This is a genomic window from Citrobacter sp. Igbk 14 (genome assembly GCF_028069825.1).
Taxonomy (GTDB): domain Bacteria; phylum Pseudomonadota; class Gammaproteobacteria; order Enterobacterales; family Enterobacteriaceae; genus Citrobacter.
Genome location: NZ_JANEWM010000025.1, coordinates 46,304 through 66,611, shown reverse-complemented (window position 1 = coordinate 66,611; position 20,308 = coordinate 46,304). Strand labels below are relative to the sequence as shown.

Here is a 20,308-nt window from a genome sequence, read left to right as displayed (position 1 = left end):
CATTTAGGTTTATTTATAGATAAAACGTTAAGTTAAATAACATATGGGCGGGGGGGATATAGCCTTAGCTATGTTTGTTTTTCACTGAGATATAAAAAACATAGTTCAGGCTATATTTGTAACTTATTGGTTTGAAATGAGAAGTTTATATATCTTCTCCAGGTCGTCTATATTTCGTACGCGGATAAGCAATCGTCTCTGCTCTAATTGCATCACCAGTACACCATCTTCTGATAAATTCATCTCTTTAATCCGGTTATATTCAATCCAGACATTGGCGAAGAAAAAACCTTTTTGTTTGAAAATAATTTTGGACGTACGGATCCAGAACAGATACAACCCCATTAACACCAGTGCACATAATAACCATGTGGTGAATTGTGCTCCGTGGCTGGTGATGTTGTTGTAGATCAGAATAACAATCAAGCCTATGAAGATAACGCTGTCGACTCGACTGCGTGGAAGCAGGGCAACAGTAAGTAGAGTGGGGCCATTACGGCGGGGCATGATGAACTGATCGTAAATGGCATACGCCAGCAGCGATAAGATAAAAAGAACCAGCACCAGGTCCGTGATAGTCATGAATCCTCAACCCTCTAAATAGAAAAACCGGGGGCAAGCCCCCGGTGATTTACAACAGTCTTACAGGCCGAGCAGGCCGACAGCGTAGCCCGCAATACCGATGATGAAGAAACCAACGATGATCCACAGCGGGTTTACTTTCTTACGCAGAAGCCACATACAGGCGAAGGTCAGCAGCAGAGGAACCAGGCCCGGCATCAGTTGGTCAAGGATTGTCTGCACGGTGGTCACACGCGTCTGGCCATCCTGACCGGTGATAGTGGAAACCACCAGTGGGATATTCACATGTGTCCACTTGTTAACCAAGGCCCCCATAACAAACAGACCGAGGATTGACGCCCCCTCAGTCAATTTCTGCAGGAAGCCACCGCCCATATCTTTAACGATATCGACACCTTTACGATAGCCGTACGCCACGCCGTAGTAACGGGTTGCCAGACGTACCAGGTTGAACAGGATAAAGAACAGCAGTGGCCCAAGCAGGCTACCGCTCATTGCGATGCCCGCGCCGAGTGCGGCGAATACCGGACGCACTGTACCCCAGAAAATCGGGTCACCTACGCCTGCCAGTGGCCCCATCAGACCAACTTTGATACCGTTGATAGCACCATCATCAATCTCTGCGCCATTCGCACGCTGTTCTTCCATTGCCAGTGTAACGCCCAAAACCGGTGCCGCTACATAAGGATGGGTGTTAAAGAATTCCAGGTGACGCTTAATAGCCTGCTTACGTGCGTCGTTGTTTTCCGGGTACAAGCGGCGGATAGCCGGTACCATGGAGAAACAGAAGCCCAGCGCCTGCATACGTTCGAAGTTCCATGAACCCTGAAACAGGTTAGAACGAATGAACACGCCACGAATGTCACTCGGAGTGAGTTTTTTCTCGGTGGTAGTTTTAGTCATATCAACCATTTCGCTCACCTGCTAGTCCAGTTCGTTATCAAGATCGTTGTTACCCGCCGCCTGTACTGGCGCACCGGCTACGCGGTTATATTTCGGGCTCAGCTGAATGTAGAGGATGGCCATTACGGCACCAATCACACCCAGAGCAACCAGGTTGAAGTTAGTAAATGCCGCGGTGACGAAGCCAAGGTAGAAGAACGGCATCAGGTAGCCTGCGCGCATCATGTTGATGACCATCGCATAACCCACTACGACGATCATGCCACCAGCAATATTCAGGCCGCCGGTAACGACTTCCGGAATCGCGTTCAGCATGCTCTGAACTTCACTGGTACCGACAGAAATCGCTACGATTACCGCCGGGATAGCAATACGCATAGCCTGCAGGAACAGGGAGGAAACGTGCAGCCAGGAGAGCGCCGTCAGGTTGCCGTTTTCGGCCGCCTTATCCGCCGCGTGCTGGAAGGCTACGGTGATGGTACGAACGATAATGGTCAGAACCTGGCCTGCAGCTGCCAGCGGGATGGCCAGCGCGATACCTGCACCGATACTTTGGTGACCCGCAATAACCAGAACGGTAGAGATAATGGAAGCCAGTGCGGCATCAGGTGCAACCGCAGCACCGATGTTCATCCAGCCCAGAGCGATCATTTCCAGGGTACCACCGATGATAATACCGGTTTTCATATCCCCGAGAACGGCACCAATCAGCGTACAGGCCACCAATGGACGGTGGAACTGAAATTCATCGAGTACCGACTCCATACCCGCGATACATGCGACGATGAACACCAGCACAATCTGAAGAGTGGTAATCTCCATTGTACTTCTCCTATTGCTATACAGACTTAAGTGTGAAAACTAAGTAAATGCCAGGTGGTTATTTCGCCTTGGCAATCAAATCCATCATTTTCAGTTTCTGATCGGTAGAAACCTTACGGGCTTCGAGCTCAATACCGCGTTCGTTGAGTTTCTTGAAGGCTTCGATGTCTTTTTCATCCACCGAAATCGCGTTGTTTACCTGCGTTTTACCCTGGCGGAATGCCATGCCGCCAATGTTAACAGAGGTAATTTTTACGCCACCTTCGACGATGCGTTCTACATCGGTAGGGTTGGTGAACAGCAGCATTACACGCTCACCAGCGTATTTCGGGTTGTTATAGACGCGGATCATTTTCGCGACATCAACCACGTGTGCTGTAACACCTGGCGGTGCGACCTGAGTCAGCAACGTCTTACGCACGGTATCAGCAGCGACTTCATCGCTGACGACAATAATGCGCGTTACGTTTGTTTCTTTGGTCCAGCGGGTTGCCACCTGACCGTGGATTAAACGGTCATCAATACGCGCGAGGCCGATCTGCATATAGTCGTTCGGGCCCATCGGTTTCGCGGGTGCCGCTGCTTTAGGTGCTGCGACGGGGGCAGGTGCGGCTTTTTCAACAGGTTTTGCTTTCAGCGCTTTTACGCCTTCGCTACCCGTTTCAACCGCCAGTGCGACTAATTCATCGAAGCTGGGGTTGTCGTCACGCGCCATGAAGGTTTCTACCAGCATGGGAATGTTCACGCCTGCGATAACTTCGTAATGCTCTTTATCGACGACAATGCGGCTTGCAGCGTTAAACGGGCTGCCTCCCCATGTGTCAACGAGAAACAGCACGCCTTTACTGGTATCCAGTTTTGCTAACTGAGCGTTATACTTTTCAATCAGCGTTTCGGCATTTTCGCCTGGAACGAAATCGATCCAGCCGACGTTTTCCTGCTCGCCTAACAACATCTCTGCTGTTTTAAGTAACTGCTCTGCAGCCCAACCATGTGTGCCTATTACAATAGCAATGGTCACTTGCTACCTCCTTTAATATCGTTAACACATCAACGTGAAGATGCATTTTGAATCGCTCGTCCGCAATCGAATCGATTCAGATAAGGGTTACAAAGAAAAACCTATGATTTTCGTGAATTATTTTAGATATCGAAAAAAATATTTTATGTGATGAAGATCCGTAATTTAACTTCCAATCATAAGAAATTTCGAAGGGTGAAATATCTCCGAAACAACTTATTGCAAAGGAAGGTAAATCTTTGCTAAAAACCAGTTGTCTCTGTTATGTTTAGCATCTGTTTAATTACTCAGGAGTATAGGGCAGTAGCCCACCATATGGATCGTCACCGACGTCATTTCACCTTTAGGCTGTATCAAGCCTGTCAGTTTGGCACTTTTTGCCACAAACTTTATCTGCATATTGCTTTAACGCCTGAGATGTTCAGGGCGCAGTTTGATCATTCCTTAAGCAGGAGCTTGTCATGGAACTCTTAATGGACCCGCAGATTTGGGTGGGTTTGCTCACGCTTGTTGTTCTCGAAATTGTTCTGGGTATCGATAACCTGGTCTTCATTGCAATTCTTGCCGATAAGCTGCCACCGAAACAGCGAGATAAAGCGCGTCTCATTGGTTTATCACTGGCGCTGATTATGCGTCTGGGCCTGCTGTCTGTTATTTCGTGGATGGTGACGCTGACAAAACCGCTGTTTACGGTCATGGACTACGCGTTTTCCGGGCGAGATTTGATTATGCTGCTGGGGGGTATCTTCCTCTTGTTCAAGGCTACGACAGAGCTGCATGAGCGGCTGGAAAACCGTGAACACGATACCGGCCAGACAAAAGGCTATGCGAGTTTCTGGGTCGTGGTGACGCAGATTGTTATCCTGGATGCGGTGTTCTCACTGGATGCAGTCATTACTGCTGTCGGTATGGTCAACCATCTGCCGGTGATGATGGCGGCGGTGGTTATTGCGATGGCGGTGATGCTGCTGGCGTCGAAGCCGCTGACGCGATTTGTAAACCAACATCCGACGGTTGTGGTGCTGTGTCTGAGCTTCCTGCTGATGATCGGTTTGAGCCTGGTCGCCGAAGGGTTTGGCTTCCATATTCCGAAAGGTTATCTGTACGCGGCGATTGGCTTCTCAATTATTATCGAACTGTTTAACCAGATTGCCCGTCGTAACTTTATTCGCCACCAGTCGACACTGCCGCTGCGTGCGCGTACTGCGGATGCAATCTTGCGTCTGATGGGGGGTAAACGTCAGGCCAGCGTGCAGATGGAATCCGACAATCCGGTGCCCGTTCCGGTCCCGGAAGGCGCGTTTGTGGAAGAAGAACGCTATATGATCAACGGTGTTCTCTCACTGGCATCCCGTTCATTACGCGGCATCATGACACCTCGTGGTGAAATTAGTTGGGTCGACGCCGATCTGAGCGTAGCGGAAATTCGCGAACAGTTGCTTTCTTCTCCACACAGCCTGTTTCCGGTGTGTCGTGGCGAGCTTGATGAAATTATCGGTATCGTGCGTGCTAAAGAGCTGCTGGTGGCGCTGGAAGATGGTGTGGATGTTGCAGCGATTGCGTCTGCCTCGCCGGCAATTGTCGTCCCGGAAACGCTGGACCCGATTAATCTGTTAGGCGTGCTGCGTCGTGCCCGCGGTAGCTTTGTCATCGTTACTAACGAATTTGGTGTGGTGCAGGGGCTGGTAACACCGCTGGACGTATTAGAAGCGATCGCTGGTGAGTTCCCGGATGCTGATGAAACCCCTGAAATCATTGCTGACGCCGGTGGCTGGTTGGTGAAAGGGGGAACTGATCTGCACGCGCTGCAACAGGCGCTGGATGTGGATACGCTGGTGGATGAGGACGAAGACATCGCCACCGTAGCGGGGCTGGTGATTGCGGCTAACGGTCACATCCCGCGTGTAGGCGATGTTATTGAGGTCGCACCGCTGAGCATTACGATTGTCGAAGCCAATGACTATCGTGTGGATTTAGTTCGCATTGTTAAAGAACAACCCGCTCACGACGAAGACGAGTAAGCGGGGTTAGCGGAACGGCATAATGGGCATGATATGGCGCCCGTTATGCCTGGCGGGTGGTGGTGTACTGCCCGCCAGCCATTTGGGAAAATCACGAAGTGGCATCGGTTTCGCATACAAAAAACCCTGCAAGATATGTACACCATGACGGCGTAAATGCTGCGCCTGTGCCTGCGTTTCTACGCCTTCAGCCACCAGTTCGATATTCAGCCTTTTTCCCAGCGCGATAATGATGTCTGTGACGGTTGAATTCACGGCGTCGGTTCCGATCGCCGAAGTAAATGATTTATCAATTTTCAGCACATCCGGGCGCAATTTTTCCAGCCAGGAGAGCGAACTGTTTCCGGTACCAAAATCGTCAATCGCCAGCTTAACGCCGAGGCGATTCAACTCGCGCACGATCCGATAATCCACATCCAGTAAGGCATCGCGTTCGGTCAATTCAATAACCAGTTGCTGGATGGGATGCTGGCTGAACCAGTACTGATTGAGGTCTTTTAAAAGCGTACCGTGGCGGAAATGGCTGGCGGCAACATTGATACCGATATGAAACTGACTACTCATCGGAAAAACGTGTCGTTGCTGAATGGTTTCTGCGATGACATGACGGGTAAGAGGGACGATCAGGTTGTGCTCTTCGGCGATAGGAATAAACACTTCCGGCGAAATCCAGCCCTGGCGCGGGTTGTTCCAGCGTAACAGAATTTCTACACCCATACATTGCTGGGTCTGTGCGTTCAGCAGTGGCTGACAAAACAACTCGAACTCGTGCGCCGCGAGAGCCAGATTAATCTCCCAGGAAAAACTCATCCTGCTGGCGGTTGCCAGCCAGGCAAGATATCCCACCAACAGGCTCAGGATCACTGCCAGCGGTAGTTGTGTCGGCAGATGTTTGATCGCCAATTCACTGGCACCTGGGCCGGTGACGCTGATCGTGAAGGGGAAATGTTGCGATGAAAGCTGATAACGTTTTTCATCGTTCAGTGCAGGCAAGGTCTCGACAACACCTTGTCCGTAGAGCAGGTGGCGGTTACCGACGGTTAAACTGGCGTTGGTGATTTGCGGTGGTTGGGGTTCCAGCAACATGGTCGACAATAAATCAATATTGACGATTTCCACCACCCCATTTTCGCCATCTGCGGAGGCCGGATACCACTGCGTCAGAATAGGACTACCTTTAATTAGCGAATGGTCGGTGGACAACAGAAGTTGTGCCTCCCGGCTAGGTAATTCAGGTTGAATTTGGCGGATAGGCACATTGCGATAGCCAAAGATACTGGAGCAATAAAGAATCCCCCCCTGAATCAGACTGATGGAGCGCACTGTTTGTAGTCTGGCAGCATGCTTGCTCAAGGGTAAACGCGCCACAGAACAGGGAAGACCAATCAACGGGAGCAGCATATCGCGCCCGGCCTGCAGTGGGAGCAGCACATCATCCAGTGCTTCAACGGCATGATTAGCAAAAGTGACGGTGTAACGGTGATTTATATTACGCTCCGAAATAAATCGGACCGTTAATGTGAGTATGAGCGTCAGTAGTGCACATATTGTGCAGACGATTAAGCGATTACGGCGATAGTTTTGAATGATCCGTTGTGCTGTTTGCATGCGGGCCGCCCGATAAGCCGTTGGTCCCAGAAGCCAACAGCAACAGAGCAAGTGTAGTGGGGAAAATTACAGTAGACGAGCGAGAAGGGGTAAATTCGCCCATCCGTCGCAGATGGGCGAAAATTAAGTATTAGTCACACTGGACTTTGATTGCCAGGCCACCGCGTGATGTTTCGCGGTATTTGGCATTCATATCTTTGCCTGTTTCGTACATTGTTTCGATGACTTTATCCAGCGAGACGCGCGGTGCGCTGGTACGACGCATTGCCATACGTGCGGCGTTAATCGCCTTCACGGACGCAATAGCGTTACGTTCGATGCACGGAACCTGCACCTGTCCGGCAACCGGGTCGCAGGTTAAGCCCAGGTTGTGCTCCATACCAATCTCGGCAGCCACACAGACTTGTTCCGGACTCGCGCCCAGTAGCTCAGCCAGACCAGCAGCAGCCATGGAACATGCCACACCGACTTCACCCTGACAGCCTACTTCGGCGCCAGAGATAGAGGCGTTCATCTTGTACAACGCACCAATTGCCCCCGCCGCCAGGAAATAACGGGTGTAGATATCCGGGCTGACAGATTCAATAAAGTGATCGTAGTAAGCCAGAACGGCAGGCACGATCCCGCAGGCACCGTTAGTGGGTGCTGTTACTACGCGGCCACCCGCAGCGTTTTCTTCGTTAACGGCCAGCGCAAACATGTTCACCCAGTCGATCACGTTCATCGGATCGTTGGAGAGCTTGTCGCTGGAGACCAACATACGACGCAGGGCGGAGGCACGACGAGGAACGCGCAGCGGTCCAGGCAGAACGCCTTCGGTGTTCATCCCACGATCGATACAGGCCTGCATGGTTTGCCAGACGTTGCCGAAGTAATCTTCAATCTCTTTCTTGCTGTGCAGTGCGAGTTCGTTCTGCATCACCATGCCAGAGAGAGACAGACCGGTGCTGTTGCAGTATTCCAGCATTTCGGTCGCGGATTTGAACGGATAAGGTACGCTGACCTCATTCGCTGCATCCTGGCCAAAATGTTCTTCATCAACGATGAACCCACCGCCAATGGAATAGTACGTTTTGCTGTAAATGACGGTTTCGCCGTTGTACGCATGGATCTGCATTCCGTTTTCATGCAACGGCAAATTGCCGTTGTGAAAACGCATGCCGTCATTCTGTGGGAAATCCACTTCGTGTTGACCCTGCGCAAGCAGCAGGCGTCCACGTGCTTCTACATCGCGGATAAATCCGGGGATGCTGTCAATGTCAACGGTAGCAGGCTCATTGCCCGCCAGACCCATAATAATGGCGATATCGGTGTGGTGACCTTTACCCGTGAGCGACAGTGAACCATACACGTCGACGGCAACACGGGTAACGCTGTCCAGTAATCCTTTTTCGACCAGGTCATCGACGAACTGTTTACCCGCCTTCATAGGCCCTACGGTATGGGAAGATGAGGGACCAATCCCCACCTTAAACATGTCGAATAGACTAATCACGATAATACTCCTACAGGGCGACTGGGCTTTCCAGTAACGATGTTATAACTGCGCATAGTGTAAGAGGGAACGCGGCGATCGGCTTAACTATTCACATGAATTAAACTAATAGATAACCGCGGTTTTACTAATGTTGTGACTTGAGTTTCAAGTTGTCTATGGCGTGCGTAAAGATAAGTATAGTCAGGGCTTCACGCCAATTTGCAGCGCCAGCTCACGAATTATTCCGGCGGTCATTCCCCAGACGAAATAGTGTTCATACCAGGAAAGCCACACACGATGTGAATCGCCACGACGGTAGATATCGAGGGGATGGTAACGACCTAAATGCAGGGCTTGCGCCAACGGCATTTCAAACACCGCTGAAACCTCATCTTCACTGGCTCGATACGGTAAATTGGGAGGGATGATGCCCACCACCGGTGTGACCTGGAACCCGGTCACACTATCAACCGGCGGTAGTACGCCAATGACCTCAACGGATGAAGGCGGAATTGCCACTTCTTCCTGGGCTTCACGCAGTGCGGCGGCAATCAGCGAAGCATCGCTGCTGTCCACCGCGCCCCCAGGAAAGGCGACCTGCCCGGCATGTTTTCGCAAATGAACGGAGCGCTGGGTCAATAGCAACCCCGGCTGTGGGCGACGGACGATAGGGATCAGTACGGCGGCCTGGCGTTGGTTTAGCGCATCATGATTTACCTGCGGGCGCAGGAGTTGAAAACGTGATAAAAAATCATCAAGCGTCAGGCTGCTGTTTTCCACGTGTCAGTTCTCCAGTTGATGCAAAATACGATTCACTTTATCAAATGTTTCCTGATATTCCGCGTCTTCCTGACTGTCCGCTACAATGCCGCCGCCAGCTGAACAGTACAACTGCCCGCCGGTCGCTGTCAGGGTGCGAATGGTGATACTGGTATCCATATTGCCGCAAAAGCTCAGATAACCGATGCTGCCGCACCAGGCGTTGCGACGTTGTGGCTCCAGCTCATCAATAATTTCCATTGCCCGCACTTTTGGTGCGCCTGTAATGGAGCCACCAGGGAAGGCTGCACGTAATAGATCGGTCGCGTGCAGCGTCTGTGGCAAACGTGCGGTGATGGTACTGACCAGATGATGTACGGCCGGGAAGGGTTCAACCACAAACAGTTCCGGAACCTTAACCGAGCCTGGAACGGCGACGCGTCCGATATCGTTACGCATCAAATCGACGATCATCAGGTTTTCCGCCCGATCCTTTGGCGAATTTGCCAGCTTGTCGGCTTGCTGGCGATCGGCATCAGGATCGTCCAGTCTGGGTAGCGTGCCTTTGATGGGGCGCGTCTGGATATGCTGATTTTCCAGTTGGATAAAGCGCTCCGGTGACAGGCTGAGGATCGCCCCGTCTTCCAGGCGTATAAACGCACTGAATGGCGCGCGGTTGGCGCGATTGAGCTGCACAAACGCTTGCCATTCATCGCCCTGATACTGCGCCTGAAAACGTTGGGCCAGGTTGACCTGATAGCAGTCGCCGCTGTGCAGATAGTGCTGCACCTGACGAAACTTTTCGCCGTATTGCGCACGGCTCATATTCGAGCGCCATACCGACGTTAATGTAAAGGGCTCGCGTACCGGCGGCAGTTGATCTTCAAGCCAGGCCAGACGGGCATGTACATCGCTATGGCTAAGCAGTGATATAGTCTGTAGCTGGTGATCGACAATCAACGCCCAGTCATAGATACCGACGGCCATATCCGGCAGGGCGATATCGCATTCGGCGATATTCGGCAGCGATTCAAAGCGGCGGCCCAGATCGTAGCCAAACAGACCCAGTGCGCCGCCCTGGAACGGTAAGTCGGGATGATATTCAGGCTGAATAGCCAGGGCGGTTAGCGTTGAATGTAATACTGTCATCGGGTCATCAGGCGTGCGCAAAATGCCTTGCCTGTCCTTGACCACAGTCTCCTGAGCACGCGTGACCAGCGTCGCTAAGGGGTCGGCGACCAGAATATCAAAACGGTTATGCGGATGATCGGCATGACCTGAATGTAACAGCATCGCCCACGGATGCTGGCTTAAGGTCGAAAAATAGCGTTCAGCGGCGTCCTGACACCAGGGTAATGTGATTACTGCGGGAGATAACGTCTTCATCAGTCCTGACTCGTTGCTACTCTACTGGCTAACTGCCCGGTAGCATGAAATAATTAGCGCAGACAATTTAGCAGGAGTTAACAATGTTTGCAGGTTTACCTTCACTCAGTCATGAGCAGCAGCAAAAAGCAGTAGAGCGTATTCAGGAACTGATGTCGCAGGGGATGAGCAGCGGACAAGCGATTGCTCTGGTTGCTGAAGAGCTACGCGCCAGCCATACCGGTGAACGGATCGTGGCGCGTTTTGAAGATGAAGACGAGTAACGCTGCTTAAACCGCAGCGATAATCTTGATCTCGACTTTGTATTTCGGGTTCATCAACCCGGCCTGTACCGTACAACGTACCGGCGCGTGACCGGCAACGACCCACGCATCCCAGGCTTTATTCATTGCGGCAAAATCACTTTTGTCTGCCAGAAAAAGGGTGGCATCAAGGATTCGTGACTTGTTGCTACCCTGTTTTTCCAGCACTGCATCAATTTGTGCCAGCGTATTTGCAGTTTGTTCAAAGGCATCTGCATCCAGGTTCTCCGGTACGCCGGTGTAGTACAACGTGTTGTTATGGATAACCACGTCAGACCAACGTGCTTCGGCATCAATGCGCACAATCGTCATAAATCATTCCTTATTTACATTTTTCTTCATGGGCTTCAGATTGCGCCAAGACTGCCATAATGTTGCGCCCGCGTCACCTCTTCAACTGGCGAAAGACCCGCCGGCCTGACATAATCCCTGTTCAAATGAACAGGGGGCAGTGTGACGGACGATTTTGCAGCAGACGGTCAATTGGCTAAAGCGATACCGGGTTTTAAACCGCGTGAACCACAGCGACAGATGGCAATTGCTGTCAGCCATGCCATTGAAAAATCACAACCGCTTGTTGTAGAAGCCGGCACTGGCACAGGTAAAACATACGCTTATCTCGCCCCGGCGCTTCGCGCTGGCAAGAAAGTGATCGTGTCGACGGGATCTAAAGCGTTGCAGGATCAGCTCTACAGTCGCGATCTTCCCACCGTTGCCAAAGCACTGAAATTCACCGGTAAGCTGGCGTTGCTAAAAGGGCGCTCCAACTACCTGTGTCTGGAACGCCTCGAACAGCAGGCGCTGGCGGGGGGCGATCTGCCGGTACAAACGTTAAGCGATGTCATACTGCTGCGCTCATGGTCAAATCAAACGCTTGATGGGGATATCAGCACCTGTGTCAGCGTGGCGGAAGATTCACAGGCCTGGCCACTGGTGACCAGCACTAACGATAACTGCCTGGGTAGCGACTGCCCGCTGTATAAAGAGTGCTTCGTCGTCAAAGCCCGTAAAAAAGCAATGGATGCAGATGTGGTGGTGGTCAACCACCATCTGTTTCTCGCCGATATGGTGGTGAAAGAGAGTGGATTTGGTGAATTAATCCCCGAGGCAGATGTGATGATCTTCGATGAAGCCCATCAGCTACCGGATATCGCCAGCCAGTACTTTGGTCAATCACTCTCCAGCCGGCAACTACTCGACCTGGCGAAAGACATTACGATTGCGTATCGCACAGAATTGAAAGACACCCAGCAGCTACAAAAATGCGCTGATCGTCTGGCGCAAAGCGCGCAGGACTTTCGCTTACAGCTCGGCGAGCCCGGCTATCGCGGAAACCTACGAGAGCTGTTGGCTGACCAACGTGTGCAACGGGCGTTTCTACTTCTTGATGACACCCTGGAGCTGTGCTACGACGTGGCGAAATTGTCCCTCGGGCGCTCTGCGCTGCTGGATGCCGCGTTTGAGCGCGCCACGCTGTACCGTGCCCGATTAAAACGCCTGAAAGAGATCAATCAGCCAGGATTCAGTTACTGGTATGAATGTACGTCCCGGCATTTTACGCTCGCATTGACGCCGCTTACTGTGGCCGACAAATTCAAAGAAGTGATGGAACAAAAGCCGGGGTGCTGGATATTCACCTCCGCGACATTGTCGGTAAACGACGATCTTCACCATTTTACGGCGCGGTTAGGCATTGATGAAGCCGAGTCGATGCTGCTGCCGAGCCCCTTTGATTACACGCGTCAGGCACTGCTGTGCGTACCGCGCAATCTGCCGCAAACCAACCAGCCGGGCGCGGCGCGTCAACTGGCTGCTATGTTGCGCCCTATTATTGAAGCGAACAACGGGCGCTGCTTTATGCTGTGTACCTCGCATGCAATGATGCGCGATCTGGCAGAGCAATTCCGTGCCACCATGACGCTTCCCGTACTTTTACAGGGCGAAACCAGTAAAGGGCAACTGCTGCAACAGTTTGTCAGCGCAGGGAATGCCTTGCTGGTTGCCACCAGTAGTTTCTGGGAAGGGGTAGACGTGCGTGGTGATACGCTGTCGCTGGTGATTATCGATAAATTGCCATTTACTTCCCCGGACGATCCGCTGTTAAAAGCGCGGATGGAAGACTGCCGCCTGCGCGGTGGCGATCCTTTCGAAGAGGTTCAGCTCCCGGATGCGGTTATCACGCTGAAACAGGGGGTAGGGCGACTGATCCGTGATGCTGACGATCGCGGTGTGCTGGTGATTTGTGATAACCGCCTGGTGATGCGACCTTATGGCGCGACCTTCCTGGCAAGCCTTCCGCCTGCGCCACGCACGCGTGATATTGCGCGTGCAGTTCGCTTTCTTGCGATACCATCGGCTGAGTAATTTGTTACGGAGTGTGGTAAGATGCGCGCCAAATTTATTGATCTGATCACAAATACCCATGCGAATTCTGGCTATCGATACCGCCACAGAGGCGTGCTCTGTTGCCCTGTGGAATGACGGTACTATCAAGGCTCACTTCGAGCTTTGCCCACGAGAACATACCCAACGAATTTTGCCGATGGTCCAGGAGATCCTGGCCGCAGGCGATTTAACGCTCACCGATATTGATGCCCTGGCATTTGGTCGCGGCCCCGGCAGTTTCACTGGTGTACGCATCGGTATTGGTATCGCTCAGGGGCTGGCGCTAGGGGCGAATTTACCGATGATCGGGGTTTCTACTCTGATGACAATGGCACAGGGTGCCTGGCGTAAATCCGGTGCGATACGCGTGCTGGCAGCGATTGATGCTCGTATGGGTGAAGTTTACTGGGCTGAATACCAGCGTGATGATGATGGCATCTGGCACGGCGAAGAGACAGAAGCGGTGCTAACGCCGGAGCAGGTACACGATCGCCTGCTGCAGCTTTCTGGCGACTGGCTAACCGTTGGCACGGGCTGGCCAGCCTGGCCTGAACTCGGCAAAGACAGTGGTCTGACGCTGAACGATGGCGACGTATTGCTTCCAGCTGCAGAAGATATGCTGCCTGTCGCGACGCAAATGCTGGCATGCGGCAAGACCGTGGCTGTTGAACATGCTGAACCGGTTTATTTACGTAACACCGTGGCGTGGAAGAAACTTCCTGGTAAAGAATGAATCTTAGTAGTAAATCCCCCGGTTAATACGAACAGCCGCCGATGTGCAGTTGTCTGAACGTGCCGGGGCAGGCGCTAAGAAAAGGGAGTCGCAACATGGTGGTCCAAAAGCAGTTAATGAAAGGTGTACTGGCAGGCGTATTAGCGTTATCGCTAAGCGGCTGTGTCACCATCCCGGATGCGATTAAAGGTTCGAGCCCGACACCGCAGCAGGATCTGGTGCGAGTGATGAATGCGCCGCAGTTGTACGTCGGACAAGAAGCACGTTTTGGCGGTAAGGTGGTGGATATTCAAAACCAGCAGGGGAAATCCCGACTGGAGATCGCCACTATGCCGCTCGATAGCGGGGCACGACCGATTCTGGGCGAAGCGTCACGCGGGCGGATTTATGCCGATGTTAACGGCTTCCTAGACCCGGTAGATTTTCGTGGTCAACTGGTCACTGTAGTCGGACCCATTAGCGGAACAGTGGACGGAAAAATTGGTAGTACACCGTATAAGTTCATGCTGATGCAGGTAACTGGTTATAAACGCTGGCATATTACCCAGCAGATTGTGATGCCTCCGCAGCCGATTGACCCCTGGTTCTACGGTGCGCGTGGCTGGCCTTACGGTGGCTACGGCGGATGGGGATGGTACAATCCCGGCCCCGCACAGGTTCAGACGATAGTAACAGAGTAACTCTTTGTTTTAATGGTAAAAGAAACAGCGGCTCGTCCGCTGTTTCTGCATTAACGTGGATATAAGAAAAATAAATAGTGACGTGCTTCGCAACCTTGTCGTTGTGTAATAAACAAACTGGTACGCTGAGTTAATATTATGTTAACAGTTTGTTTATTGTCTGGGGTTGTGATGACGACGAATACGCATTTTAGAGGTGATGTATTGAAAAAGGTTTGGCTTAACCGTTATCCCGCAGGTGTTCCCGCGGAGATCAATCCTGACCGTTATCAATCCCTGGTGGAACTCTTCGAACACTCAGTAAGGCGCTATGCCGATCAGCCTGCGTTTATGAACATGGGGGAGGTGATGACCTTCCGCAAGCTCGAAGAGCGCAGTCGGGCATTTGCGGCTTATTTGCAACAAGGACTTGGACTGAAAAAGGGCGATCGCGTGGCACTGATGATGCCCAACCTGTTGCAATATCCTGTTGCACTGTTTGGGATTTTACGTGCCGGCATGATTGTGGTGAACGTTAACCCGCTGTACACGCCACGCGAGCTGGAGCATCAGCTCAACGATAGCGGTGCGTCGGCGATCGTCATCGTCTCTAACTTTGCTCACACGCTGGAGAAAGTGGTCGATAAGACCTCGGTTCAACACGTGATTCTGACGCGTATGGGCGATCAGTTGTCGACCGCGAAAGGGACGCTGGTTAACTTCGTCGTGAAGTATATCAAGCGTCTGGTGCCAAAATATCACCTGCCGGATGCCATCTCATTTCGCAGTGCGCTGCAAAACGGCTACCGCATGCAGTATGTAAAGCCGGAAGTCGTGTCTGAAGATTTGGCTTTTCTGCAGTATACCGGTGGTACCACCGGCGTGGCGAAAGGCGCAATGCTTACGCACCGTAACATGCTGGCTAACCTGGAGCAGGTTAATGCCACTTACGGGCCATTGCTGCATCCGGGTAAAGAGCTGGTGGTGACGGCGCTACCGCTGTATCACATTTTCGCGCTCACCATGAACTGCCTGCTGTTTATTGAACTGGGTGGGCAAAACCTGCTGATCACTAACCCGCGTGATATTCCGGGGCTGGTGAAAGAGCTGGCAAAATACCCGTTTACCGCGATGACCGGCGTCAATACGTTGTTTAACGCGTTGCTGAATAACAAAGAGTTCCAGCAACTGGACTTTTCGTCGTTGCACCTGTCTGCAGGGGGCGGAATGCCCGTTCAGCAGGCGGTGGCAGAACGCTGGGTGAAGCTGACCGGCCAATATCTGCTGGAAGGTTATGGTCTGACCGAGTGTGCTCCACTGGTAAGCGTTAACCCGCACGATATCGACTATCATAGCGGCAGTATCGGGTTACCGGTTCCGTCTACCGAGGTCAAACTGGTGGATGATGACGACAATGAGGTTCCGCCGGGAGAGCCGGGCGAACTGTGTGTTAAAGGACCGCAGGTGATGTTAGGCTACTGGCAGCGCCCGGATGCGACCGATGAAATTGTCAAAAATGGCTGGTTGCACACGGGCGATATCGCAGTAATGGACGACGAAGGCTTCCTGCGTATTGTCGATCGTAAGAAAGATATGATTCTGGTGTCGGGTTTTAACGTTTATCCGAACGAAATTGAAGACGTAGTCATGCAGCACCCTGGCGTTCAGGAAGTGGCCGCTGTCGGCGTACCGTCGGGCAGCAGCGGTGAGGCGGTAAAAATCTTTGTGGTGAAGAAGGATGCTTCGTTAACCGATGAAGCGCTGGTTACTTTTTGCCGTCGTCATCTAACAGGCTACAAAGTTCCGAAACTGGTGGAATTCCGTGATGAGTTGCCGAAATCTAACGTCGGTAAAATTTTGCGACGAGAATTACGTGACGAAGCCCGCAGCAAAGTGGACAATAAAGGCTGAGCGTTAAGACAGCCAGCAGAAAACGCCGGATAATCCGGCGTTTTTTTTGGCGAAAACCTAAGAGAGCACGATTTGAATTATCAAATGATCACTACGGACGACGCGTTAGCCACGCTGTGCGAAGCCGTCCGTGAATTTCCGGCGATAGCCCTGGATACAGAATTTGTTCGCACGCGTACCTACTACCCGCAGTTGGGGCTGATCCAGCTGTTTGATGGCAAACACGTTGCTCTGATTGACCCGCTAGGGATCACCGACTGGTCGCCGCTGCGCGATATCCTGCGTGACACTGCGATCACTAAATTTCTGCATGCCGGAAGTGAAGACCTGGAAGTGTTTCTCAACACGTTCGGTGAACTCCCGCAACCACTGATCGATACACAGATTCTGGCCGCCTTTTGTGGACGCCCGCTGTCGTGGGGCTTTGCTGCGATGGTGGAAGAATTCACCGGGGTGGCGCTGGATAAAAGTGAATCACGCACCGACTGGCTGGCCAGACCGCTGACTGAGCGGCAGTGCGAGTATGCGGCGGCAGATGTCTGGTATTTATTACCGATCACCACAAAACTGATGGCAGAAACGGATGCGTCCGGCTGGTTGCCCGCTGCGCTGGACGAATGTCGTTTGATGCAACAGCGTCGTCAGGAAATTCTGGCGCCTGAAGATGCGTGGCGAGAAATTACCAATGCCTGGCAGCTGCGTACCCGTCAGCTCGCTTGCCTGCAACTCCTGGCCGACTGGCGGTTACGCAAAGCGCGTGAGCGTGATCTGGCAGTGAACTTCGTGGTGCGCGAAGAACATCTGTGGGCGGTTGCCCGCTATATGCCGGGAAGTCTGGGAGAACTGGATAGCCTGGGCCTCTCAGGTAGTGAAATTCGCTTCCATGGCAAGACGCTGATTTCACTGGTCGAGAAAGCGCAGGCAATGCCGGAGGAAGCATTGCCGCAACCGTTGCTGAATCTGATGGATATGCCGGGTTATCGCAAGGCATTCAAAGCCATTAAAGCCCTGGTGGCCGACGTGAGTGCGGAGCAGAATCTTAGTGTGGAACTCCTTGCTTCGCGTCGTCAAATCAACCAGTTGCTAAACTGGCACTGGAAATTAAAGCCGCAGGCGTCCCTGCCGGAGCTGATTTCCGGTTGGCGTGGCGAACTGATGGCCGACCGCCTCAAGGCGCTGCTGCTGGACTATCCGCAGTAAGCGATCAGGCCGACCGGGTAGGCCATCGCTTATCCGGTCGGTAAAATTCTACAAATCTAGCACCAGGCGTTTGCCTTTGGCGCGTGAACAGCAGATAAGCATGCTCTGCTGGCTGGCTTTTTCGTCGTCGCTAAAGTATTGATCGCGGTGATCCGCTTCCCCTTCAAGAATCGCCGTCTCGCAGGTACCGCACACGCCTTCACGGCACAGACACTCGACTCTGGCAGCTTTGTTATTTTCGATAACCTGCAGAATAGTCATCTCTTGCGGAACGACAAACTCACGTCCGGAACGTGCCAGCACGAGGGTGAACGCATCACCGCTCTTATCCTCTACCGCAAATTGCTCAAAATGCAGCGTATTGTTATCCAGACCGTGGCGTGCGGCCTCGCTTCTTACGGCATCGTTAAGCACGGCCGGGCCGCAGGTATAAATGTGGGTGCCGGGTTCTACATCGGCAAGCAGACGTGCCAGGTCGAGGCGTGTGCCTTCGCTCGAAAGATGCAGATGAATCCGATCGGCCTGGTGGTGCTGTTTCAGTTCATCATGAAACGCGCAGTTTTCCGGGCTGGGTGAACAGTAATGTAGCTGCCACTCTGCCTGGGCATTTTCGAGTTCCGGGATCTGCGACAGGAAGGGCGTAATACCAATGCCACCAGCAATTAACAGATGCTTTTGCGCCTGCGGTTCGAGGGCGAAAAGATTATTGGGCGTGGAAATCGTCAGCGTATCGCCGGGTTTGACCTGCTGATGCAGGTATCGTGAACCGCCTTTGGAATTCTCCTCCAGGCGCACAGCAATTTGCCAGGTGCGGGTATCCAACGGTGAGCTCATCAACGAGTACGCGTTGCTATAGAGATTTTCGCCATCGCGCATTTGCACGATAATATGGCTGCCTCCCTGGAACGCAGGCAACAGATCGCCTGAGGCAGCCGTTAAGGTGAAGCGCTTTACATGCGCGGTAATCGTTTCAATCTGACTGACCTGAACTTCTCGCATTTGATATTCAGACATTGCGGCACTCCCTAAAAAATCTGTCCGGCGCGGGTTACCCGCCACGCCGGAATCTGTCGTTACAGCCCCTGGCAGAGATATTTCATTTCCAGGTAATCTTCGATACCGTGTTCGGAACCTTCTCGCCCCAACCCTGACTGCTTCACACCACCGAAAGGGGCGACTTCATTCGAGATCAGTCCGGTGTTTATACCGACCATGCCATACTCCAGTTGCTCAGAAACACGCCAGATGCGCGCGGCATCATTGCTGTAGAAGTAGGATGCCAGTCCATAAATGGTGTCATTTGCCTGGCGGATCACATCCTGTTCATCTTCAAACTTCACCAGCGCGGCGACCGGTCCGAATATCTCTTCCTGGAGCAACTGCGTGCCCGGCTGCACGTTACCGATGACGGTGGGCGTAAAATAGTGTCCTCCCAGCGCATGGCGCTGACCTCCGGTTAACAACGTGGCGCCCCGCGTCAACGCGTCATCGAGAAGCGACTGCACTTTGTCTACGGCAGCGGTATTGATTAGCGGACCGATTTGTACGCCGGGTTGCTCACCGTTGCCGACTTTCAGAGCGGCGACCCGAGCCACGAATTTCTCACAAAACGCGTCATAAACAGCCTGATGAATGTAAAAACGGTTCACGCAAACGCAGGTTTGTCCGGCATTGCGGAATTTAGCCACCAGCGCGCCTTCAACGGCTTTGTCGAGATCCGCGTCCTCAAATACGATAAACGGCGCGTTGCCGCCCAGCTCCAGTGAGACCTTTTTGATAGAATCGGAACACTGACGCATCAGTACGCGCCCTACCTCGGTAGAGCCGGTAAACGACAGTTTGCGTACGCGATCGTCAGCGGTGAACACTGCACCAATTTCGCGAGACTTTCCGGTCACGACATTGATAACACCCGCCGGAATACCGGCCTGACGTGCAAGTTCTGCCAGCGCCAGAGCGGTAAACGGTGTTTCGTTGGCCGGTTTTACTACCATCGTACAACCTGCGGCCAGCGCGGGGCCGGCTTTGCGGGTGATCATTGCCGCAGGGAAGTTCCATGGCGTAATTGCCGCGCAGACTCCGATACCCTGATGGATCACCATCAACCGCTTATCCGCCGTAGGCGAGGGGATTATCTCGCCATTAGTACGTTTAGCCTGCTCGGCAAACCACTCAATAAACGACGCGGCATAGACAATCTCTCCTTCAGCCTCAGCCAGCGGCTTGCCCTGCTCGGCGGTCATGATTTGCGCCAGCGCTGTTTTGTTGTCGAGAATTAAATGATGCCAGGCTTTAAGCAACGTAGAACGTTGGGCTGCGGTCATTGCCCGCCAGGCCGGTAGCGCCTGAGATGCGGTATCAATGGCGCGTTGCGCCTCCGATGTTCCCATGTTGGGAATCTGCCCCAGAACGGCCCCTGTTGCCGGGTTGCTGACCGACAACGTGTTACTGTCATCGGCATCACACCAGTGTCCGGCGATAAACGCCTGCTGGCGAAAAAGTGAAGTCTGAAAAACAGTCATAACGAACTCCTTCGCGG

19 protein-coding genes are annotated in these 20,308 nt (G+C 52.7%); 8 read left to right on the top strand and 11 right to left on the bottom strand.

Features of this window, described 5'->3' with window-relative positions; genetic code table 11:
• Positions 1-123: 123 nt before the first annotated feature.
• Genes NNN64_RS11965 through manX form a run of 4 tightly spaced genes read right to left on the bottom strand, consistent with a single transcriptional unit; the run spans position 124 to position 3,328 of the window.
• Positions 124-582 carry a DUF986 family protein gene (locus NNN64_RS11965; protein ID WP_271441528.1) on the bottom strand — a complete coding sequence of 153 codons (459 nt, stop codon included), beginning with the start codon at positions 580-582 and terminating at the stop codon, positions 124-126.
• A 60-nt stretch (positions 583-642) separates the two neighbouring features.
• On the bottom strand, positions 643-1,494 hold the full coding sequence (locus NNN64_RS11960; RefSeq protein ID WP_006684184.1) for a PTS mannose transporter subunit IID: 852 nt from the start codon (positions 1,492-1,494) through the stop codon (positions 643-645).
• 12 nt (positions 1,495-1,506) lie between these two features.
• Positions 1,507-2,307 carry a PTS mannose/fructose/sorbose transporter subunit IIC gene (locus NNN64_RS11955; protein ID WP_005122174.1) on the bottom strand — a complete coding sequence of 267 codons (801 nt, stop codon included), beginning with the start codon at positions 2,305-2,307 and terminating at the stop codon, positions 1,507-1,509.
• A 58-nt stretch (positions 2,308-2,365) separates the two neighbouring features.
• Positions 2,366-3,328: a PTS mannose transporter subunit IIAB gene (gene manX / locus NNN64_RS11950; protein ID WP_005122176.1), complete on the bottom strand. Its 963-nt coding sequence runs from the start codon at positions 3,326-3,328 to the stop codon at positions 2,366-2,368.
• 264 nt (positions 3,329-3,592) lie between these two features.
• Here manX and NNN64_RS23350 point away from each other — a divergent pair, with 264 nt between their 5' ends.
• Both NNN64_RS23350 and yoaE read left to right on the top strand, forming a co-directional pair.
• Positions 3,593-3,802, top strand: coding sequence for a protein YoaL (locus NNN64_RS23350; protein WP_442870703.1), 210 nt, complete (start codon positions 3,593-3,595; stop codon positions 3,800-3,802).
• On the top strand, positions 3,790-5,349 hold the full coding sequence (yoaE, locus tag NNN64_RS11945; protein WP_271441527.1) for a CNNM family cation transport protein YoaE: 1,560 nt from the start codon (positions 3,790-3,792) through the stop codon (positions 5,347-5,349). Before NNN64_RS23350 ends, yoaE begins: the two co-directional genes overlap by 13 nt.
• A gap of 6 nt (positions 5,350-5,355) precedes the next feature.
• Here yoaE and NNN64_RS11940 read toward each other — a convergent pair whose 3' ends face one another.
• The 4 genes from NNN64_RS11940 to pabB form a co-directional block, all read right to left on the bottom strand.
• A complete protein-coding gene (locus NNN64_RS11940; RefSeq protein WP_271441526.1) occupies positions 5,356-6,957 on the bottom strand; it encodes an EAL domain-containing protein in 1,602 nt (533 codons plus the stop codon).
• A 130-nt stretch (positions 6,958-7,087) separates the two neighbouring features.
• The gene (sdaA, locus tag NNN64_RS11935; protein WP_271441525.1) at positions 7,088-8,452 is read right to left on the bottom strand and encodes an L-serine ammonia-lyase; all 1,365 of its coding nucleotides are present in this window, start codon (positions 8,450-8,452) and stop codon (positions 7,088-7,090) included.
• 183 nt (positions 8,453-8,635) lie between these two features.
• Positions 8,636-9,214, bottom strand: coding sequence for a CoA pyrophosphatase (locus NNN64_RS11930; protein WP_137381634.1), 579 nt, complete (start codon positions 9,212-9,214; stop codon positions 8,636-8,638).
• A 3-nt stretch (positions 9,215-9,217) separates the two neighbouring features.
• Complete coding sequence (pabB, locus tag NNN64_RS11925) at positions 9,218-10,579, bottom strand: aminodeoxychorismate synthase component 1 (RefSeq protein ID WP_271441524.1); 1,362 nt, start codon at positions 10,577-10,579, stop codon at positions 9,218-9,220.
• 83 nt (positions 10,580-10,662) lie between these two features.
• Between pabB and NNN64_RS11920 the strand changes: the two genes are divergently transcribed.
• Positions 10,663-10,842 carry a YoaH family protein gene (locus NNN64_RS11920; protein ID WP_003020986.1) on the top strand — a complete coding sequence of 60 codons (180 nt, stop codon included), beginning with the start codon at positions 10,663-10,665 and terminating at the stop codon, positions 10,840-10,842.
• A gap of 6 nt (positions 10,843-10,848) precedes the next feature.
• Here NNN64_RS11920 and NNN64_RS11915 read toward each other — a convergent pair whose 3' ends face one another.
• Positions 10,849-11,193 (bottom strand): RidA family protein, encoded by a 345-nt coding sequence (locus NNN64_RS11915; RefSeq protein ID WP_042307863.1) that lies wholly within the window; start codon positions 11,191-11,193, stop codon positions 10,849-10,851.
• 141 nt (positions 11,194-11,334) lie between these two features.
• Between NNN64_RS11915 and NNN64_RS11910 the strand changes: the two genes are divergently transcribed.
• The 5 genes from NNN64_RS11910 to rnd all read left to right on the top strand — a co-directional run bounded on the left by NNN64_RS11910 (position 11,335) and on the right by rnd (position 17,769).
• The gene (locus NNN64_RS11910) at positions 11,335-13,245 is read left to right on the top strand and encodes an ATP-dependent DNA helicase (RefSeq protein WP_202038440.1); all 1,911 of its coding nucleotides are present in this window, start codon (positions 11,335-11,337) and stop codon (positions 13,243-13,245) included.
• A 58-nt stretch (positions 13,246-13,303) separates the two neighbouring features.
• A complete protein-coding gene (gene tsaB, locus NNN64_RS11905) occupies positions 13,304-13,999 on the top strand; it encodes a tRNA (adenosine(37)-N6)-threonylcarbamoyltransferase complex dimerization subunit type 1 TsaB (RefSeq protein ID WP_271441523.1) in 696 nt (231 codons plus the stop codon).
• 95 nt (positions 14,000-14,094) lie between these two features.
• Entirely contained in the window at positions 14,095-14,679 is a 585-nt protein-coding gene (locus tag NNN64_RS11900) for a Slp family lipoprotein (RefSeq protein WP_137381866.1), read from the top strand.
• 204 nt (positions 14,680-14,883) lie between these two features.
• On the top strand, positions 14,884-16,569 hold the full coding sequence (gene fadD, locus NNN64_RS11895; protein ID WP_271441529.1) for a long-chain-fatty-acid--CoA ligase FadD: 1,686 nt from the start codon (positions 14,884-14,886) through the stop codon (positions 16,567-16,569).
• Between the two features lie 84 nt (positions 16,570-16,653).
• Positions 16,654-17,769 carry a ribonuclease D gene (gene rnd, locus NNN64_RS11890; protein ID WP_137381639.1) on the top strand — a complete coding sequence of 372 codons (1,116 nt, stop codon included), beginning with the start codon at positions 16,654-16,656 and terminating at the stop codon, positions 17,767-17,769.
• Positions 17,770-17,817: 48 nt separating this feature from the next.
• Here rnd and NNN64_RS11885 read toward each other — a convergent pair whose 3' ends face one another.
• Positions 17,818-18,783 carry a PDR/VanB family oxidoreductase gene (locus tag NNN64_RS11885; RefSeq protein ID WP_271441522.1) on the bottom strand — a complete coding sequence of 322 codons (966 nt, stop codon included), beginning with the start codon at positions 18,781-18,783 and terminating at the stop codon, positions 17,818-17,820.
• Between the two features lie 59 nt (positions 18,784-18,842).
• Positions 18,843-20,291, bottom strand: a complete 1,449-nt coding sequence (locus NNN64_RS11880; RefSeq protein WP_271441521.1) for an NAD-dependent succinate-semialdehyde dehydrogenase — start codon at positions 20,289-20,291, stop codon at positions 18,843-18,845.
• Positions 20,292-20,308 lie beyond the last annotated feature (17 nt).